Source organism: Streptomyces tatrensis, from assembly GCF_049310065.1.
GTDB lineage: Bacteria > Actinomycetota > Actinomycetes > Streptomycetales > Streptomycetaceae > Streptomyces.
The window spans coordinates 4,683,319-4,696,225 of the sequence record NZ_JBMDLB010000011.1; the positions used below are offsets into that span (position 1 = coordinate 4,683,319).

A 12,907-nucleotide genomic window follows, 5' to 3' on the forward strand; every position below is an offset into this window, starting at 1 on the left:
CGGGTGACATCGCCGAACTGGGCTGGATTTCAGGTGGGTTGGCTGGCATATGCTCTGGCCCGACAACCCCAGAACATGAGACGGCCCCCGCCGGGAGTGCAATCCCGAACGAGGGCCTGACCACCAAGGAAGCAGAACCTTCCCCATGGCTCCTGAGCACTTTAACGCGCACCTGGCCCCCACGTCCGGGGTACACCACGCCAACGTCCGTCACAGGTCACATTTCACCGTGATCGGCAACCACCTCGCCCAGCACCGCGCGTTGTCACTGATGGCGATCGGGCTCGCCGTGCACATCCAGTCGTTGCCAAGCGGCACACTGATCGGCATCAGGGATCTGACCCCGAAGTTCACCGAGGGTGCGACCCGGATCGCCGCGGCGCTGCGCGAACTGGAGCTCCACGGCTACTTGAGCCGGGACACAGAGCCTCTGCCGGGCGGGAAGATCTTCACCCGAACGGTGTTTTACAACCAGCCGGGAGCCCTGCCCGAGGCGGATCCCGAGCCGCTGGGGCCACCGTCGCCGCGGCCATCTCGGCCGCCGCGGTCGCCGCGGTCGCCGCGCGCTCCGTTCCGTACGGAGGGAGCGCCGCCGGCACCGCAGCCGGCGCCGGCACCCGAGCCCTCACCCGCAGCGGAACCGGCACCAGCGGCAGAGCCCCTGGCCGCCGCGCCCGTGCCTGCACCCGCACCCCCGGCCGAAGCCATGCCCGCGCCCGCCCCTCCTTCTCCAGCTGCCGTTCCCGTTCCCGTTCCCGTTCCGGACGAGAGCCTCCCCTCGCGCCGCAAAGCCGCCAAGGGCCTGCTCGGGCAGTTGCGCCGCCTCGACCAGCGGCTCCTCCTCGGAGAGCAGGACATCGACCGGCTCGCCCCCGGGGTGGAGGCCTGGCTGGAGCGGGGTGCCAGTCCGCAGGCGGTGATCGCCGTGCTCACCGCCAACCTGCCGCCCCTGACGCGCAATCCGGCCGGGCTCGTCGCCCACCGGCTGGCCCGCCAGCTTCCGCCGATGCTCGAACCGCTCTACCGCGAGCTGGCGTTCGTACCGCCGGATCCGCTCCAGACCTGCGTGACCTGCGATCGGGTCGCCTTCCGCAGCCCCACCCCCGGGGAGTGCGGCGGCTGCGCCAGAAGAGCCGCGGCCTGACACTCCGTGCATCCGGATCTGCCAGGCTGAATCGACTATTGGATGCACAGCTGCGGCTCATATCAAGCTCTGAACCTTGCATACGAGGTTCCCGAGGCTGCCGAGCCGGGCATGAGTGACCCATGGCCAAACTCATGCTGCACGGAGACCTGGACCACCCGGCGACGCTCAGCGTCGCGGACCTGCGGGACTGGGCACAGCACCGGGCCGCGGTCACGTTCGACTGTGCGACGAACGGTCCGCAGCACCACGTGTTCGAGGGCCCGTTGCTCCGGGACGTCATCTCGGACGCCGGCCCGGCCTTCGACGCCCGGCGCCGCAAGGACCGTTCGCGGTTCCTGCTCGCCGTGACCGGCGGGGACGGGCACCATTCGATGCTTGCCTGGGCCGAGTTGGACGCCGACTTCGGCGGGAGCCCGGTCCTGCTGGCGACCCGCCTCGACGGTGAGGACCTCGACGATGCGGGTGCGCAGCTGGTGGTCCCCTCGGACCGGTGCGGGGCGCGCTACGTCAGCGCCGTCACGCACGTGTGGTTCGGCGCGCTGTCCCCGCCGAGCCTGGGGCTGTAGGGCCGAGCCCTGAGGGCTGAGCCCTCAGACCGTCGCGAGGGAGATCTCGGTCGACTTGATCAGCGCGACGACGGAGGACCCGGCGGCCAGGCCGAGCGCCTCCACGGCGTCCTTGGTGATGGCGGCGGTCAGCCCGCCGCCGTTCACGTCCACCTTGACCGATGCCATGGCGCCGCCGGTGGCGATGCCGGCCACGGTGCCGGCGATCTGGTTGCGGATGGAGATGCCCTCGACGACACCGGTGGCCAGGGCGACCTCGGTGGCCTTGACCAGCGCCTTCACGGAGGAGCCCGCGGCGAGGCCGAGGTCCTTGACTGCGTCGGTGGTGATCGCGGCGGTGATGTCCTGGCCACCTTCCAGGCGGACCTTGACCGTCGTCATGGCCTCGCCCGAGGTGACGGAGGTGACGGTGCCGGCGATCTGGTTGCGGATGCTCAGGCTCATGACTGGTTCGACCTCTTACCTAGACAGTTCGGTTCGTGCGGCCCGGGGCAGGAGAACCGCACAAGATCGACGCTAGGCGGCTCGGGGGCGGCCCGCGTTCAACGCGTCGCACCCGCCACCCGGAACCACTCGGGCGGCTGGCCGATGCGCCGGGAAAAGAATTTCGGGGGCCCTGTCACATCCGTGCCGCGGCGCGGGTCAGTGCGGTGAGGAAGAAAAACACCCGTCCGCACCGCCGGACGCACCACCGGACGCACCGCCTACCGAGGAGCCCCTCATGGACATCGCCGCCACCGTCGTCGCCGTACTCGCCGCCGCCATGTCGGGCTTCTCGGGGTACTCGCTCCTGCGCCGCGCCCCGTGGGTCGTGGAGGCCATGGAGCAGTACAGGGTCCCCCGGGCCTGGTGGACCCCGCTCGGCGCGGCCAAGGCCGCCGGAGCGCTGGGCCTGCTGGCCGGCCTCCTCGTGCCGGCCGTCGGCATCGCCGCCGGCGTCGGCCTCGTCCTCTACTACACCGGCGCCGTGATCACCGTGCTCCGGGCCAGGGCCTACGCCCACGCCCCCTTCCCGGTGATCTACATGGCCCCGGTCGTCGCCGCCTTCGCCCTCGGCTTCGCCGCGTAGGGCGCACGAGGGTGCGGGGGGCCTGCCCCCGCACCCGCTCCGCCCGTCAGCCGAACGTCGGCATCTCTCCGACCGTCTTCGCCACGTCGATCACGGCGAACGCCGCGCCCTGCGGGTCCGCCACCGCCGCGAAGCGGCCGAAGGGACTGTCCATCGGACCGAAGTGCAGCTTGCCGCCGTGGGCCTGGGTCTTGGCGACGGCCTCGTCGCAGTCCGGGACGGCGAAGTAGACCTGGACGTACGAGGGGATCTCCGGCGGGAAGTCGTCGCCCATGCCCATCCGGCCCAGCACCGGGTTCTCCGGGCCGCCCAGGCTGAAGACCTTGAAGTCCATCCCGGCCATCTCGGGGTCGTCGCCGGCCTCCATCTGCTGGGCTTCGTAGGGGAAGACCTGCGGGAGGAAGGCGTCCGCCTTGGCCACGTCGCGCGAGAAGAACTCGGCCCAGCAGTACGCGCCCGCCTCGCCGGTCTTCTCGAAGCCCTTGTGGTCGCCCGGCTGCCAGACGCCGAAGACGGCGCCGCTCGGCTCCTTCGCGATGGCCATCGTGCCGAAGGAGCCGACCTGCATTGGCTCCATGAGCAGCTCGCCGCCGGCCGCCTTGATCTTCGCGGCCGTGGCCGCGGCATCGGGCGAAGCGAGGTAGAGACACCACTGCGAATGGCCCTCCGCCCCCGGCATCGGCGGCACGATGGCCGCGACGGCCTTGCCGTCGGAGTAGGCCTGGGTGTAGTTGCCGTACTCGGTGCTGGACTCTCCGAAGGTCCAGCCCAGCACGTCGGCGTAGAAGGTCTTCGCGCCCTCCAGGTCGGAGAACATCGCGTCCACCCAGCAGGGCGCGCCTTCCGTGAACTCAGCCATGATCGATCGACTCCTGTGTCGTGTACGACGTGACCCGTCTCGGTTCTCACGCTAGGCGCGGGGTCTGACAACCGCGCGGGGAGCACCGCCGCGCGGGACCCTGGGTGCATGGACGACAAGAACAAGACCGTCACCATCCGGCTCGCCCAGCAGCCGGAGGCCGACGAGCTGCTGGGCCGCAGCCCGCTCGCCGCGCTGGTCGGGATGCTGCTGGACCAGCAGGTACCCATGGAATGGGCGTTCTCGGGGCCGTACACGATCGCCCGGCGCCTCGGCTCCGACGATCTGGACGCGCACGCGATCGCCGCCTACGACCCGGAGGCCTTCGCCGCGCTGCTCTCCGAGAAGCCGGCCGTGCACCGCTACCCGGGGTCGATGGCGAAGCGGGTGCAGCAGCTGTGCGCGTACCTGGTGGAGCACTACGAAGGGGACGCGGCGGCGGTGTGGACCGGCGTGGGTACGGGCGCCGAGCTGCTGGCCCGGCTGAGGGCGCTGCCCGGCTTCGGGGAGCAGAAGGCGCAGATCTTCCTGGCGCTGCTCGGCAAGCGGTTCGGGGTGCGTCCGCGCGGCTGGCGCGAGGCGGCCGGCGGGTACGGGCCGGCGAACGTCTACCGGTCGGCGGCCGACATCACCGGCCCGGAGTCGCTGGCCAAGGTGCGGGCGCACAAGCAGGAGGCGAAGGCCGCTGCGAAGGCCGCGAAAGCGACCTAGAAGCGATCTCGAAGCGACCTGAAAGTCGCCCACCAGCGGTGCCACCAAACGGAATTGAGGGTTCGGGCGGGTGCGCTCGCCCGTTGTCAGAACCTGCCCCTAAGCTCCTGATCATGACTGAGAATCTGACGCGCGCCGCCACCGCCGAAACCATCTCCGACAGCCCCGGCAGCCTGATCACTCTGCTCACGGACAACGCCGAGCTCACCTGCAACATGTCCAACTTCGAGGTCGGCGCGACGGGGGCCCCGGTGCACTTCCACACCAAGGCGACCGAGTTCTTCCACGTCACGGACGGCAGGCTCGACGTCCTGCTCGGCGACGAGATACACACCCTGACCAAGGGCGACTTCCTCACCGTGCCGCCCGGTGTGAAGCACGCCTTCGCCCCGGCCGCGGACTCCACCGCCGAGGTCTTCGTCGGCTTCACCCCCGGCATGGGCCGCTTCGACTACTACCGGCTGCTCGGCCGGGTCCGGGTCGGCGAGGCCACGGTGCAGGACATCATCGACAGCCAGCCGGTCTACGACAACCACTACGCGGAGAGCGACGCCTGGGCCGGCCGCCTGAAGCGAAGCGCCGAAGCGTAGATCTCGTCGGGGTCGAGCCGTCGCAGTTCCTCCGCGATGAGCTCGGCGCTGCTGCGGATCTTCAGCGCCACCTTGCGGTCGGGGCTGCCCGGCAGGAGCAGGGTGGCCAGGACCCCGTCCGGGCGGTCCACGCGGATCTCCCCGGCGGAGGTCGTCAGCCGGACCCGGGTGATGACCGGGCCCCCGGTCGCCACCCGCTCCACGGGCACGCCGAGGCGGTCCTCCAGCCAGCGGGCCAGCAGCTCGGAGCTGGCGTTGCCGGGCTCGCTCTCCACGGCCGCGCCCGTCACCGGGAGCGGCTTCTGGTCCAGGGCTGCGGCCAGCAGCGAGCGCCACGGGGTGAGCCGGGTCCAGGCCAGGTCGGTGTCCCCGGGCTCGTAGGCGCCGCCCCGGACGTCGAGCGCGGCGACCGGGTCGGCGGCCGCCTCTGCGTCGGTGATCCTGCGCTGCGCGAGGGCGCCCAGCGGGTCCCGGGCGGGCGCGGCCGGGGCCTCGGCGGGCCACCAGGCCACCACGGGCGCGTCCGGCACCAGCAGCGGGAGCACCACGGAGCCCGCGTGCTCGTTGAGGGTCCCGTGCAGCCGCAGCAGCACGATCTCCCCGGACCCGGCGTCGGAGCCCACCCGCAGCTCGGCGTCGAGCCGGTTCTGCCGCTGCCGGTGCGAGCCGCGGGCGGTGCGCTTTATGACCGCGATGATCCGGCAGGGGTGCTCGCGCGAGGCCTCGGAGGCCGCGCGGACGGCGTCGTAGGCGTTCTCCTCGTCCGTGGCGACGAGGAGGTTGAGCACGAGCCCCATCGTGGGGCTCCCGATGGCCCGTCGCGCGTCGAGGAGGGCCCGGTTGACCTTGCTGGAGGTCGTATCCGTGAGTTCGGTCCGCATGCTCCGAGTCTCGCAGGCCGGACGGGGCCCCGGGTACGGAAGTCCTCCCCGCCCCGGGAGTTCAGCGGCGCCGCCTGGCCGTGCCGAAGATGGACCGGGAGATCTCGCGGCCCAGCTGCGTACCGATCGACCTGGCCAGGGAGCGGAAGAGTCCGCTGCCCACCACCTGCTCCGCCAGCGAGGGATCCGGCTTCGGCGCCGCCTTCGCGGCCGCCTTCGCCTGCTTCTCCGCCTCCGCCGCGGCCGCCGCCGCCTCGGCTTCCGCCTCCGCCGCCGCCTGCTCGGCGCTGATCTTCTCGTACGCCGATTCCCGGTCGACGGGCTCCGCGTACCGCGAGTAGAGCAGCGAGGACTTCACCGCCTGGTCCAGCGCGGCCGCGTCGATCGGCGCCATCAGCGACCGGGGGGCCCGCAGCCGGGTCGCCGCCACCGGCGTCGGCGCGCCGTTCTCGCTGAGCACCGTGATCACCGCCTCGCCCGTGCCCAGCTGTGTCAGCAGCTCCTCCAGGTCGTAGTCGGAGTTCGGGAAGGTCTTCGCCGTCGCCTTCAGCGCCTTCGCGTCGTCCGGGGTGAAGGCGCGCAGCGCGTGCTGCACCCGGTTGCCGAGCTGCGCCAGCACGTCGGCCGGCACGTCCTTGGGGGTCTGGGTGACGAAGAAGACGCCGACGCCCTTGGAGCGGATCAGCCGGACCGTCTGCGTGATGGCTTCGAGGAAGGCCTTCGAGGCCCCGTTGAACAGCAGGTGCGCCTCGTCGAAGAAGAAGACCAGCTTGGGCTTCTCCAGATCGCCGACTTCCGGAAGGTCGGTGTACAGGTCCGCCAGCAGCCACATCAGGAAGGTGGAGAAGAGCTGCGGTTTGTCCTGGACCGCCGGGAGCTCCAGTACGGACACCAGTCCGCGCCCGTCGGCAGCCGTCCGGAGGAATTCGCTGGTGTCGAATTCGGGCTCGCCGAAGAATTCGGCGGCCCCTTGCTGCTCGAAGGCGGTGAGCGCCCGCAGGATCACGCCGGCGGTCACGGTGGAGAGCCCGCCGATGCCCTTGAGCTCGGGCTTTCCCTTGTCCGAGACGAGGAACGCGACGACCGCCCGCAGGTCCTTGAGGTCGATCAGCTCCAGGCCCTTGGTATCGGCGTAGTGGAAGATCAGCCCCAGCGACTGCTCCTGCGTCTGGTTGAGCTGGAGCACCTTGGACATCAGGACCGGCCCGAAACTCGTCACGGTGGACCGGAGCGGGATTCCGGGGCCGATGCCGCCCAGCGAGTAGAACTCGCTGGGGCATCCGGTGGCCTCCCATTCCTGGGCCACGTCCCTGGCCCGTTCCTCGATCTTCTCGTTGGCCGTACCGGGCGCGGAGATTCCCGAGACGTCGCCCTTGATGTCCGCGAGGAAGACCGGAACGCCCTGGGCCGACAGCTGCTCGGCGATGAGCTGCAGCGTCTTGGTCTTGCCGGTTCCGGTGGCTCCCGCGACCAGTCCGTGCCGGTTGAGCATCGACAGCGGAATGCGGATCTGGTGCTCCGGCAGGCAGACCCCGTCCCAGAGCAGGGCACCCAGATCGAGCGCGGGTCCGGTGAAGGCGTACCCCGCGGCGATCTGGCCGGCAGGGGACGCGGGGGCGGTGCTCTGGCTCATATATCACTCCCGAAATAGCACTCTTCGTCACCTTTGCACCGTCATCGCAAGGCTGCGCCCGCAGGCCCCCGCCCGGTAGGCTTTCCGTGTGATCTTCAAGCGCATCGGAAATAGGCGGCCGTACCCCGACCACGGCAGGGAAACCACCCGGCAGTGGGCGGATGTCGCCCCGCGCCCGGTCCGGCTCGACCAGCTTGTGACCACCAAGGGCCAGCTCGACCTCGAAACGCTGCTCGCCGAGGATTCGACCTTCTACGGGGACCTCTTCGCCCACGTCGTGAAGTGGCAGGGCGACCTGTACCTGGAGGACGGCCTGCACCGCGCCGTCCGCGCCGCGCTCCAGCAGCGCCAGGTCCTGCACGCGCGCGTCCTCGAACTGGGCTGATCCGCCTCTGATCCACCCTTCCGGGGCGCCGCACCGCTCCCGCCCGGGTGTCGGATAGGTCCCGGTTGCGCCTTTCGGGTCAGTCTTGCCCTATCAACAGATGATTCAGTGGGCATCGGCAGCGGTCGGCATTACGCTGCGCACATGAGCATGCTCACTCCCCCCGGCATGGGCGGAAAGTACAAGGTCACGGGAGCGGCTTACCCCCGCATGACCCGCCCTCGACGCCGCCGCCGGATCGTCCTCCTGGTGCTCGGATCGATCATCGGGCTCGCCCTGATCGGTTACGGGGCCGTGCAGCTCATCGATGTGTTCGGCGGCGACGCGGACAAACGCAAGGCCGCCGCCGCGACCAAGGGCTGCGCCACCCCCGCGCCCAAGGCGGGCTCCACCGCCGCCGCCGCGCCGAAGGTCGTCCTCCCGCCGCCCGGCGGGATCACGGTCAACGTCTACAACGCGACCCCGCGCGCGGGCCTCGCCAAGGCCGTGGGCGACGAGCTCAAGAGCCGCGGCTTCACCATCGGGAAGGTCGGCAACGCCCCCGCCGACTTCGACAAGAAGGTGCCGGGCGCCGGGATACTGGTCGGCTCGCCGCAGACGGACAAGGCCGCCTTCTCCGTCCTCGGCACCAACCTCGCCGGCGCCACCCAGCAGACCGACACCCGCGAGACCGCGGACATCGACCTGATCCTGGGCGACGCCTTCAAGGAGCTCACGCCGAAGGCCGACGCGGACAAGGCCCTGGCCGCCCTGGCCAACCCCCAGCCCGCGGCCGCGCCCGCCAAGAAGTGCTGACCGCCTGACTGGCCGACCGGCTGGCCGACTGGCTGACCGACCGAGAAAGCCCGGCCCCCGAAGCGGGGGCCGGGCTTTCGCGCTGCTGCGTTCGGACTACTCCGCCGAGCCGTACATGCGGTCGCCCGCGTCGCCCAGCCCCGGCACGATGTAGCCGTGCTCGTTGAGCCGCTCGTCCACCGCGGCCGTCACCACCGTCACCGGCGTACCCGCCAGCTCGCGCTCCATCATCTCGACGCCCTCGGGCGCGGCCAGCAGCACCACCGCGGTCACATCGTCCGCACCGCGCTTGATGAGCTCCTTGATCGCCGCGACGAGCGTGCCGCCGGTGGCGAGCATCGGGTCCACCACGTAGACCTGCCGGCCCGAGAGGTCCTCCGGCATGCGCGTCGCGTACGTGGAGGCCTCCAGGGTCTCCTCGTTGCGGACCATGCCGAGGAAGCCGACCTCGGCGGTCGGCAGCAGCCGCACCATGCCGTCGAGCATGCCGAGACCGGCGCGCAGGATCGGTACGACCAGCGGCCGCGGGTAGGAGAGCTTCACGCCGGTGGTCGGACCGACCGGGGTGACGATGTCGGCCTGCTCGGTGCGCACGTCCCGGGTGGCCTCGTACGCGAGCAGGGTCACCAGCTCGTCGGCGAGGCGCCGGAAGGTGGGGGAGTCGGTGCGCTTGTCGCGCAGGGTGGTGAGTTTGTGCGCCACCAACGGGTGATCCACGACCTGCAAACGCACAACATCCTCCAAGACTCGACTGTCGCAGCGAAAGCTGCGACCTGCGACGCCGCCACCTGCGAAAACGGCCGCAAATACGCGACCCACACCCAAAAGGCTACGCGCTGCGCCCACCCCTTCGCGCCCGAAGCGGCGGCCACGCCCGCAAACCCCTGAAGATGCGACCTGCCCGGACCCCCAGCACGCTGGACTGATGACCCACGCAATGGTGATCGCCGCAGTCGACGGATCCGAACACAGCCTCAAGGCCCTGGAGTGGGCAAGGGCTGCGGCAGTGCGCCACGGCACCGGGCTCGTCGTCGCCCACGTGCTGTCCGACAGCGTCCAGCTGTACGCGGCACGCCGTTCCTCCCTGTACGACCGCGCCGAGCCCGAGGAGACCGAGGACCCCGTCAGCGTGCGCATACGGGCCCATCTGGCCGCAGGGGGCCAGCTGCCCTCCGAAGTCCACTACGAGTCCCTGGAGGGCTCCGTCCCGGAGGCCCTGCGGGACATCGGGGAGGGCGCCCGGATGCTGGTGATGGGCTCCCGGGGCCGCGGCGGCTTCGCCGCGCTGCTGCTCGGCTCGAACAGCCGCGCCGTGGCCACCAGCGCCGCCTGCCCGGTGGTCGTGGTCGCGCACGAGGCGCGCGGGGTGGACGTGGCCGCCCAGGCCTCGGCCGGGCGCGTGGTGCTGGGCCTGCACGCCGCGGAGACGCCCGACAACGTACTGGACTTCGCGTTCACGGAGGCCGCCGCGCGGGCCACCACCCTGCAGGTGGTGTCGGCGTACAGCATCCCGCCGTCGCCGACGATGGTGATCGACAGCCCCTTCGCGGTGATCCCGCCGGAGGCGCTGGTGGGGGAGGACGAGGACGCGGTGCCGGCCGAGCGGGAGATGCTCCGCTCCCAGACGGAGCGGCTCGCACCGTTCCGGGCGAAGTACCCGACCGTGCCCGTCGAGCAGGCCGCGGTGCCCGGGGACGCCGCCGGGCGGCTCGTCGCCACCTCGAACTCGGCGGCGCTGGTCGTCGTGGGCCGCCACCACCCGCGCCGGCACATCCGGTCCCTGATGATCGGCTCGGTCGCGAACGCCGTGCTGCAGCACGCGCACGGGCCGGTGGCGATCGTCCCGACGCTGCCGGAGCCGTCGGAATTGTCGGAATCCGACTGAATTCCTTCCGAGTCATGGCAGAAGGTGGCATCAAACGGCCGGTCCGAGGGAAGGTGGGGGTTCGGGGGGACGGACCGGACCGGACCAGCCAGGGGCGGTGACCCATGCCCGACGACGATCACGAGCCACTGGAGACGACGGCGCAGCGCAGAGCCCGGCGCGCGCAGTTCCTCCGTGACCTGCACGAGGCCCGGGAACTGCGCGACCGGGTCCAGCCCAGACGCGCCCGCGCCGCCCGCATGCGCCAGCAGATGCGCATGCGCACCTTCCGCTGGTGAGCCCTGCCCTGAGCCTTGTCCGGAGCCCTGCCCGCAACCCCGCTGAAGGCCCCGGCGAGCTCCCGCCGCAGCCCCCGTGCGCCCGTCGCCCGGCCCCCGTCCGGCCGCCGCCCCGCCCCCGGCACGAGGCCCCGTACAACACGCGCGGCCAGCGCCACGGCGCGGAAGACCTCTCGCAATGGCTCCGTTTCTGCCACGATGCCGACTGGGCGGGGTACGAAACGGCGAGCAGGGGGCCGTTCCATCCCCACCCACCTCCGGCCGGGGGGAACTCCAACCGGCACGCCTATGACCAGTGGGAGAGTCACGGTGTATTTCGCCGCACTGCTCGCGCGCACCGAAGACGGGTGGGAAGCGAGCGACATGGAACTCGACGATGTCGAGTCTCTGAGTGATCTGATCGATCTCGCCCGCTCCGCCTCTGTCGACGACGACACGGTGGTAGCCCTCATCGAACAGGAGGACACCTGGTTCGGGGTCGTCCGGGTGGACGGCGAGGAGGACCCGCGCTACTACGTGTCCAACGCCTCCGCCGCCTCCCGCAGCTCCTACGGCTCGATGCTGACCGACGAGCTGCTCGGCAAGGACGACGAGGACGACGAACTCGACGAGCTGGACCTCGACGGCACCGAGGACGGCGAGGACGAGGTCGTCGCCTCCTATCCGGGCGGCGGATCCGCCGACAGAGACGGGGGAGACCACGAGTACGCAGACGACACGGACGACACGGACGCGGACGACAGTCACGAGGTACGGGCCGGATCCGAACCGGCACCCGCCGGTCCGCTCGGCGACCCCAGGCTGCTCGACGACCTCGGGGTCAGCCACAAACAACTGATGACCCTGGACGGGGACGCGCTCTCGGAGATCGCCGATTCGCTCGGCGCCACCGAGGTCCTGGAGGCCGTCCGCTAGTGATCCCCGCGCACCACCACACCCCGCAGCCCACCCCGTACACGCCCGATCCCGTACGGGACCCGTGGCAGGACTCCATGCGCCTGGCGCTCCAGGAGGCCGCCCGGGCGGTGCCGGCCGGCGACGTGCCGGTCGGCGCCGTGGTGCTCGGCCCGAACGGCGATCTCCTCGCCACCGGGCACAACGAGCGGGAGGCGACCGGAGACCCGACGGCCCACGCCGAGGTACTGGCGCTGCGCCGTGCGGCCGCCGCCCTCGGGGAATGGCGGCTCCCGGGGTGCACCCTCGTGGTGACCCTGGAGCCGTGCGTGATGTGCGCGGGCGCGCTCGTGCAGTCACGGGTGGCCCGGGTCGTCTACGGGGCGTCCGACGAGAAGGCGGGCGCCGCCGGATCGCTGTGGGACCTCGTACGGGACCGCCGGCTCAACCACCGTCCAGAGGTCATCGCGGGCGTGCTCGCGGGGGAGTGCGCGCGGCAGCTGACGGACTTCTTCCGCGACCTCTGAAGCTTCCGCGCGTATCGATTTCAGAGCACGGGTCTCCTTGGGCTAAGCTCTCTCTCGGTAGCGTGTCCGAGCGGCCGAAGGAGCACGCCTCGAAAGCGTGTGATGGTGCAAGCTATCCGTGGGTTCAAATCCCACCGCTACCGCTCTGATCGAGAGCCCCGCCCCGCAAGGGTCGGGGCTCTCGGCGTTTCCCGCGGCGTGCGTTGCTACCGGTCTGCTTTGCTACCGGCGTCCGAGGGACATCCGCGTGACCGCCCGCGCCCTGGGCCGTTGTCACGGCATGACCAAGACCCAGCGCATCCTCGCCGCCATCGCCCTCGCGGGGGCCGCCGCGGGCCTCGCGGCTCCCGCCGCCTCCGCCGCCCCGATCTCCCCGCTCACCCTCCCGGACCTGCCGGCGCCGCAGGGCATGCCGGACGGGGCGAGCCCGTCCTCCGTGCAGGAGATCGGCGGGCAGGTCAGCGGCGGCCTGAACCAGCTCAACCAGCTGATGGAACTGCCGAACCACCTCGCGCCCGTGATCGCCCCGGTCCAGCCGATCGCCGACCTGGCCGGCGGGCTGGAGTAGGCGGAGACGGGACCCGGAGCCCGTACGGTTCGGCGGACACGGTTCTGCGGACAACACGAAGAAGGCCCCGACCTGAGTCGGGACCTTCAACGGTTGGGACGGGGGAAGTGGCATCGGGG

At 71.2% G+C, this 12,907-nt stretch carries 17 protein-coding genes and 1 tRNA gene; 13 read left to right on the top strand and 5 right to left on the bottom strand.

The window, feature by feature from the left end; translation table 11 throughout:
• Positions 1-229 precede the first annotated feature (229 nt).
• Positions 230-1,144, top strand: a complete 915-nt coding sequence (locus tag ACODT5_RS37110) for a helix-turn-helix domain-containing protein (RefSeq protein ID WP_422523432.1) — start codon at positions 230-232, stop codon at positions 1,142-1,144.
• A gap of 122 nt (positions 1,145-1,266) precedes the next feature.
• A complete protein-coding gene (locus tag ACODT5_RS37115) occupies positions 1,267-1,713 on the top strand; it encodes a molybdopterin-dependent oxidoreductase (RefSeq protein ID WP_422523433.1) in 447 nt (148 codons plus the stop codon).
• Positions 1,714-1,737: 24 nt separating this feature from the next.
• Here the strand turns inward: ACODT5_RS37115 and ACODT5_RS37120 are convergent, their stop codons facing one another.
• Positions 1,738-2,157 (bottom strand): TOBE domain-containing protein, encoded by a 420-nt coding sequence (locus ACODT5_RS37120; RefSeq protein WP_422523434.1) that lies wholly within the window; start codon positions 2,155-2,157, stop codon positions 1,738-1,740.
• A gap of 277 nt (positions 2,158-2,434) precedes the next feature.
• Here ACODT5_RS37120 and ACODT5_RS37125 point away from each other — a divergent pair, with 277 nt between their 5' ends.
• A complete protein-coding gene (locus ACODT5_RS37125) occupies positions 2,435-2,782 on the top strand; it encodes a DoxX family protein (protein WP_422523435.1) in 348 nt (115 codons plus the stop codon).
• 46 nt (positions 2,783-2,828) lie between these two features.
• On the opposite strand, the gene ACODT5_RS37130 is transcribed toward ACODT5_RS37125, so the two are convergent.
• Entirely contained in the window at positions 2,829-3,641 is an 813-nt protein-coding gene (locus tag ACODT5_RS37130) for a VOC family protein (protein WP_422523436.1), read from the bottom strand.
• A gap of 108 nt (positions 3,642-3,749) precedes the next feature.
• Here ACODT5_RS37130 and ACODT5_RS37135 point away from each other — a divergent pair, with 108 nt between their 5' ends.
• Positions 3,750-4,352 (top strand): HhH-GPD-type base excision DNA repair protein, encoded by a 603-nt coding sequence (locus tag ACODT5_RS37135; RefSeq protein ID WP_422523437.1) that lies wholly within the window; start codon positions 3,750-3,752, stop codon positions 4,350-4,352.
• 113 nt (positions 4,353-4,465) lie between these two features.
• Complete coding sequence (locus ACODT5_RS37140; protein ID WP_422523438.1) at positions 4,466-4,942, top strand: cupin domain-containing protein; 477 nt, start codon at positions 4,466-4,468, stop codon at positions 4,940-4,942.
• Here the strand turns inward: ACODT5_RS37140 and opcA are convergent.
• Both opcA and ACODT5_RS37150 read right to left on the bottom strand, forming a co-directional pair.
• On the bottom strand, positions 4,888-5,823 hold the full coding sequence (opcA, locus tag ACODT5_RS37145) for a glucose-6-phosphate dehydrogenase assembly protein OpcA (RefSeq protein ID WP_422523439.1): 936 nt from the start codon (positions 5,821-5,823) through the stop codon (positions 4,888-4,890). The genes ACODT5_RS37140 and opcA overlap by 55 nt on opposite strands.
• Positions 5,824-5,884: 61 nt before the next feature.
• Positions 5,885-7,456: a helicase HerA-like domain-containing protein gene (locus ACODT5_RS37150; RefSeq protein WP_422523440.1), complete on the bottom strand. Its 1,572-nt coding sequence runs from the start codon at positions 7,454-7,456 to the stop codon at positions 5,885-5,887.
• Between the two features lie 88 nt (positions 7,457-7,544).
• Here ACODT5_RS37150 and ACODT5_RS37155 point away from each other — a divergent pair, with 88 nt between their 5' ends.
• Positions 7,545-7,841, top strand: a complete 297-nt coding sequence (locus ACODT5_RS37155; RefSeq protein ID WP_112446725.1) for a type II toxin-antitoxin system VapB family antitoxin — start codon at positions 7,545-7,547, stop codon at positions 7,839-7,841.
• Positions 7,842-7,985: 144 nt separating this feature from the next.
• On the top strand, positions 7,986-8,636 hold the full coding sequence (locus ACODT5_RS37160; RefSeq protein ID WP_422523441.1) for a LytR C-terminal domain-containing protein: 651 nt from the start codon (positions 7,986-7,988) through the stop codon (positions 8,634-8,636).
• 96 nt (positions 8,637-8,732) lie between these two features.
• On the opposite strand, the gene upp is transcribed toward ACODT5_RS37160, so the two are convergent.
• Positions 8,733-9,368, bottom strand: coding sequence for a uracil phosphoribosyltransferase (gene upp / locus ACODT5_RS37165; RefSeq protein ID WP_422523442.1), 636 nt, complete (start codon positions 9,366-9,368; stop codon positions 8,733-8,735).
• A gap of 193 nt (positions 9,369-9,561) precedes the next feature.
• On the opposite strand from upp, the gene ACODT5_RS37170 reads away from it, so the two are divergent.
• From ACODT5_RS37170 to ACODT5_RS37195, 6 genes are all read left to right on the top strand, one after another.
• Positions 9,562-10,521, top strand: a complete 960-nt coding sequence (locus tag ACODT5_RS37170) for a universal stress protein (RefSeq protein WP_422523443.1) — start codon at positions 9,562-9,564, stop codon at positions 10,519-10,521.
• Positions 10,522-10,625: 104 nt separating this feature from the next.
• The gene (locus tag ACODT5_RS37175; protein WP_243341832.1) at positions 10,626-10,799 is read left to right on the top strand and encodes a hypothetical protein; all 174 of its coding nucleotides are present in this window, start codon (positions 10,626-10,628) and stop codon (positions 10,797-10,799) included.
• A gap of 309 nt (positions 10,800-11,108) precedes the next feature.
• On the top strand, positions 11,109-11,714 hold the full coding sequence (locus ACODT5_RS37180) for a tRNA adenosine deaminase-associated protein (RefSeq protein WP_422523444.1): 606 nt from the start codon (positions 11,109-11,111) through the stop codon (positions 11,712-11,714).
• A 77-nt stretch (positions 11,715-11,791) separates the two neighbouring features.
• Entirely contained in the window at positions 11,792-12,220 is a 429-nt protein-coding gene (gene tadA, locus ACODT5_RS37185; RefSeq protein ID WP_422525148.1) for a tRNA adenosine(34) deaminase TadA, read from the top strand.
• Positions 12,221-12,276: 56 nt separating this feature from the next.
• Positions 12,277-12,363: transfer RNA gene (locus ACODT5_RS37190), tRNA-Ser, on the top strand.
• 104 nt (positions 12,364-12,467) lie between these two features.
• Complete coding sequence (locus ACODT5_RS37195; RefSeq protein ID WP_250738522.1) at positions 12,468-12,788, top strand: hypothetical protein; 321 nt, start codon at positions 12,468-12,470, stop codon at positions 12,786-12,788.
• Positions 12,789-12,907: the final 119 nt, after the last annotated feature.